Consider the following 4,779-nt stretch of genomic DNA (forward strand, 5'->3'; position numbering starts at 1 on the left):
CGCCGGTCGGGGCGGGCGCGGTGCCGCCGGTCTTCGACGGGATCGGGATGATGCCGTACTCGAAGCCGGCCTTCTTGGCGTTGCCCAGCTGCCAGGTGCCGTTCTCGGCGAACGCGAACTGGCCGGTGGCGAACTCCTGCCAGCTGGTGGTCTGGGTGTTGTTGATGACCGAGTTGGGCGCGTAGCCGTTCTTCAGCCAGTCGGTCCACAGTTGCAGCGCGGAGACGCCCTCGGCCGAGTCGAGCTTGGTGAGGTTGGCGCCGGAGCCCCAGAACCACGGCAGGAACTGGAAGCTGCCCTCCTCGGTGCCGATGGCCGAGAAGGTGATGCCCTTCTTGCCGGTCGCCTTGACCTTGCCCAGGGCGGTGGTCAGCGACGCCCAGTCCTTGACGGCGGCCGGGTCGACGCCGGCGGCGGTCAGGACGGCCTTGTTGTAGTACAGGGCCAGGGTGTTCGCGCCGATCGGGATGCCGTAGGTCTTGCCGCCGATCTGGCCGGCGGCGAGCAGGTTCGGCGAGACCGCCGTGGTGTCGACCTTCATCACTTCGGTGGTGGTGAGCACGCCCGCGTCGGCGAGCGTGGACACCACCGGATTGTCCACGATGAGCACGTCGGGTGAGTTGCTCTGCTGCGCCGCGAGCAGCGCCTTGTTGGTCAGGTCGCTGGTGTCGTAGGCGGTGCGCTTGACGGTGACGCCCGCGTCGGTGCCGCACTGCTGCAGGAGCTTGACCCAGGCGGCGCTGTCGTCGAACTGCGGGTAAGGGTCCCAGACGGTGTAGGTGCCGCCGCCGGCGGAGCCGGTCGAGCCGGAGTCGGTGCCGCCGGAGGTGGAGCAGCCGGCGGCCAGGCAGGCGGACACGACGACGACGGCCGCGGCCCGGAGGGTGGAAACTGTCATGGCGGTTTCCTCGGTCAAGGGGGTGGGGTGTCCCGCTCCCGGGCCTGATTAGGAAAGGCCCGGAAAACGATTGCCTTGACGCTAAAAGCGGGCTTGTACGCCTGTCAAGGCGACGTTACAGTCACACGGCAAGGAAACTAGGAAACTCTTCCGCGGGGTTGGAGGATGCTCTGAGCAACATCGTCCGGCCGGCCACGATCAGTGAGGTGGCGGCCTTAGCCGGGGTCTCGACCGGGACCGCCTCCAAGGCGCTCAACGGCCGCGGCTCGCTGCGCGCCGAGACCAGGTTGCGGGTGCAGCAGGCCGCAGAGCAGCTCGGCTTCGTCGCCAACGCCGCCGCGCGCGGCCTGCAGGCCGGCCGCACCTACACCGTCGGCATGATCACCACTGACAGCATCGGCCGGTTCAGCATCCCGCTCATGATCGGCGCCGAGGACGCCCTCGGCGCGGGCCAGGTCTCGGTCCTGCTCGCCGACGCCCGCGACGACCCGATCCGCGAGCAGTACTACCTGCGCACCCTGCTGAGCCGGAAGGTCGACGGCATCATCGTCACGGGCCGGCGCACCCAGGCCCGGCTGCCGATCGCCGCCGAGCTGCCCGTGCCGGTCGTCTACGCGTTCATCAGCTCGTCCAACCCGGCCGACTGCTCGGTCGTGCCCGACGAGGCCGACGGCGCCCGCCGCGCAGTGCGGCACCTGCTGGCCATCGGCCGGCGCCGCATCGCACACATCACCGGCCCCGAGCACCACCACTCCGCCCGGGTGCGGGCCGTCGCCTGCGCCGAGACCCTCGCCGCCGAGGGCCTGCAGCCGGCCACGACCCTGTTCGGCGAATGGACGGAGGCGTGGGGCCGCCAGGCCACCGGCATCCTGCTGTCCACCGGCGCCGAGGTCGACGCCGTCTTCTGCGGCAGCGACCAGATCGCCCGCGGCGTCGCCGAGGCGCTGCGCGAGGCCGGCCGCGCCATCCCCGGCGACGTCGCCCTCGTCGGCTTCGACAACTGGGACGTCATGGTCGAGGCCTGCCGCCCCCAGCTGACGAGCATCGACATGGACCTCGAGGGCATCGGCCGCACCGCCGCGGAGCTGCTGCTGTCCGCCATCAACGGCGACGCGGCGCGGGGCCTGCGGGCGGTTCCGTGCCGCCTCGTCCCGCGCGCCTCGACCGCCGTGTAGTCGCCTATCGGGCAGTGCGCCGCGCCGCACCGGCGTGCAACCCTTGCCCCATGCGAGGGAGCGTCCGTGATGCGCTGAGCGTCGTCGTCGGCCTGGCCGGTATCGTCGCGCTCTGGTTCGGGCTGGACCGGATGCTCGACACCGGCAGCTGTTCGTCGGGCGGCCCGTACATCAGCACCCGCACCTGCCCCGACGACACCATCTGGTGGACCCTGCTGCTCATCGGCGGCCTCCTCGCCTGGGTCGGCGGGCTCGCCATCAGCCGGCAGGGCCTAGCCGAGCCCGGCACGGGCCAGTTGCTGTGGGCCGTCGGCTTCGCCGGCCTCGGCATCGCCTTGCTCCTCAAGGCCGCGTTCCAGGACTCGGTGCCGCCGGACGCGCGGCTCGGCGCGTACATCATCGGTGGCGTCTTCATCCCGATGGGCCTCGGCGTCGGCGTCTCCGGCCTCGTCAAGTTCCTGCGCGATCCGCAGCGCCGCTGAAGCCGCTTTTTCTACACGCTTCGCAGGGAGCGGATCGCGAGGGCGGTCAGCCAGGTCGATGCGACGACAACGGCGACGCGGTCGAGCAGCCCGGCAACGGCGTCGAGCGGCTCCACCTGCCCGAGTCCGACAGCGCCGAGCACCAGTGTCACGAGGAACGCGGCGGTCACCGCAACGAAGACGAACACGAACAACGGCCCTTCTTGGATGGGGGATTCAGGCTAGGCGCTTCTCGGGGCTGGGACGGGCGTCGTGAGCGGCCGGATGCGAGGAGCCCGGCGTAATGCGGAGGCTGTTGCCAGCAGGACCGCCAGTCCCACCGCGACATAGGCGGTGCCCGCCAGGAACACCACCGGCTTGTGGTTGCCCTCGTTTTCCCACATGTGCCGGGCCGGGCTGAGAATCGACGCCGGTCCGACCTGGTTGGGTACCCCGGTCGGCACCGGCCACATCAGGAACGGCAGAGCAGGCAGGGACGGCAGCGCGCCGGCGAGGGCCGGTGCCGTCCGGTTGAGCCGGCGAGCGACGTCCCCGAGCCAGATCAGCACGGGCACGATCCAGACCCAGTGCTCGTGCCAGGTCAGGGGAGACGCCAGCAGCCCGGTCAGGGCGCACATGAGCACGCCGGCGAGGCGTCCCTCAACGCGATCGGCGACGACGGCCACGGCCAGACCACCGGCCACGACGAGCGCGGCGACCACGTACCACAGGATGTCACCGGCCTCCTGGCCCACCAGCCGGACGGCGATGCCGTGGATCGACTGGTTGTAGACCGACCCTGGGGTGGCCGGGCTGGCGACCCGCGCCGAGTCCGAAAACGTTCCGCGGAGCCAGAACTGGACGGAGTCGGCCCGGGCCGCGACGAAGCCGAGTCCGGTCAACGCGGCCCACGTGGCAGCGCCGGTGACGGCAGCCCGATACCTGCGGGTGAGCAGGAGGTAGAGGATGAAGATCCCCGGCACGAGCTTCATCGCGGCCGCGGCACCGATGAGCACACCGGTCGGCCATCGGCGCCGCCCGTCGAATGCGACGTCGGCGAGCACCATGAGCACGAGGATGAGGTTGATCTGTCCCTGTATGAGGGTGTCGTAAACGGGCTGAAGCCACAGCGCCGCTCCCGCGATTCCCAGCGTCGCGCCGACCAGACCGGGCCCCGGTCGACAGCCGATCATGCGCAGGGAGAGGAAGATGATCCCGAGCACTGAAACGACGGCGACGGCGAGCATGATCGCATGTGCCGTCGAAACGGACAGGTACGACAACGGGCCGAAAATGAGGAGCGTTACCGGGGGATAGGTGAAGTATCCGTTCCCGAACCCACTGTGCATCACCTGGTCGTAAACGGGCTGGCCGTGGCGGTACGCGCCGCCGCCGAGCAGATATACCGTGAGGTCGTACGGGTTCAGTCCCAGCACGCGCGCCAACCCGAGGAACATCGCCATCGACGCTGCGAACAGGGCTGCTCCGGGCACGATGAGCCACCTTGGCAGGATGATGGCGGTGCGTGGTTCACTCGTCGCTTCCGCGGGCCGCAGTGCCGACAGCCTTCTCCGCCGCCGAGGGCGGCTTGGCCCGGCGGGCACCACGGCGCTGCCGCTGGACGAGGCCTCGGGCGGGCGTACGGTCATCGTCCTGCGCGGCATGGTGCTCCCCGTTCGTCGGTGCCGTCAGCCTGGTGGCCGGCATTGCAGGGCCGCCCGGCATATTGCTGGGTCGCCGACCACCACTCGGCACAGCAGAACATCGCGGACGGCCCCGGCAATCACCCGGACAAGGTGAGCGGGCGCGCTGACGGGCCTGCGGGCAACGTGCGCACGCCGGATGTCGGCCGCTACCTGGCGAGACTCCGAGTGGCGTGTCGTTCCGCCGACGACCCCGCGTGCGACAGTGCAACGACCGCTGCGACCACCGGCTCACCCGGCCCCGGAACGGGTCGCAGGTCTGGCGGCATTCCTCGGTGCTGCGCGGCAAGGGGGTGCGCATCGCGGACGGCACGACCACAACCGCGACGCTCCATTCGTCGCCGCGGATGAGTTATTCAGCGCGACCCCAAGGAAAGTAGAAGTCGAAGTCCTTGACATCTGTGCGCATCGCCGGCTTAGCCCTGATCCACCGATGGGATTGATGTGAGCACGAGGGCCCGGATGCGATGATGCCCCCGCGAGCTGGAAAGATAGAGGTTCTTCAGGCTTCTATCGTCCAGTTCGAGAGGGCACCGTCAGGG

General features: G+C 70.0%; 5 protein-coding genes. 2 read left to right on the top strand and 3 right to left on the bottom strand.

From position 1 onward, the window contains the following. On the bottom strand, window positions 1–898 hold an 898-nt coding region (locus ABD901_RS58065; protein ID WP_345144873.1), incomplete at its 3' end, for a sugar ABC transporter substrate-binding protein. Between the two features lie 206 nt (window positions 899–1,104). Here ABD901_RS58065 and ABD901_RS58070 point away from each other — a divergent pair. Both ABD901_RS58070 and ABD901_RS58075 read left to right on the top strand, forming a co-directional pair. After that, window positions 1,105–2,073: a LacI family DNA-binding transcriptional regulator gene (locus ABD901_RS58070; protein WP_345144875.1), complete on the top strand. Its 969-nt coding sequence runs from the start codon at window positions 1,105–1,107 to the stop codon at window positions 2,071–2,073. A gap of 50 nt (window positions 2,074–2,123) precedes the next feature. Beyond that, window positions 2,124–2,555 (top strand): hypothetical protein, encoded by a 432-nt coding sequence (locus ABD901_RS58075; protein WP_345144877.1) that lies wholly within the window; start codon window positions 2,124–2,126, stop codon window positions 2,553–2,555. Between the two features lie 11 nt (window positions 2,556–2,566). On the opposite strand, the gene ABD901_RS58080 is transcribed toward ABD901_RS58075, so the two are convergent. Together ABD901_RS58080 and ABD901_RS58085 are read right to left on the bottom strand one after the other, a co-directional pair. Continuing rightward, the gene (locus ABD901_RS58080; protein ID WP_345144879.1) at window positions 2,567–2,743 is read right to left on the bottom strand and encodes a hypothetical protein; all 177 of its coding nucleotides are present in this window, start codon (window positions 2,741–2,743) and stop codon (window positions 2,567–2,569) included. Window positions 2,744–2,776: 33 nt separating this feature from the next. Next, window positions 2,777–4,027: a glycosyltransferase 87 family protein gene (locus ABD901_RS58085; protein WP_345144880.1), complete on the bottom strand. Its 1,251-nt coding sequence runs from the start codon at window positions 4,025–4,027 to the stop codon at window positions 2,777–2,779. Between the last annotated feature and the right edge of the window lie 752 nt (window positions 4,028–4,779).

Origin of the sequence: Dactylosporangium darangshiense (assembly GCF_039537565.1) — a bacterium.
Classification (GTDB): Bacteria; Actinomycetota; Actinomycetes; order Mycobacteriales; family Micromonosporaceae; genus Dactylosporangium; species Dactylosporangium darangshiense.

Bases quoted from the DNA above. Each gene is read 5' to 3' on its own strand.
- ABD901_RS58075 (WP_345144877.1), top strand. From the start codon at position 2,124: ATGCGAGGGAGCGTCCGTGATGCGCTGAGCGTCGTCGTCGGCCTGGCC.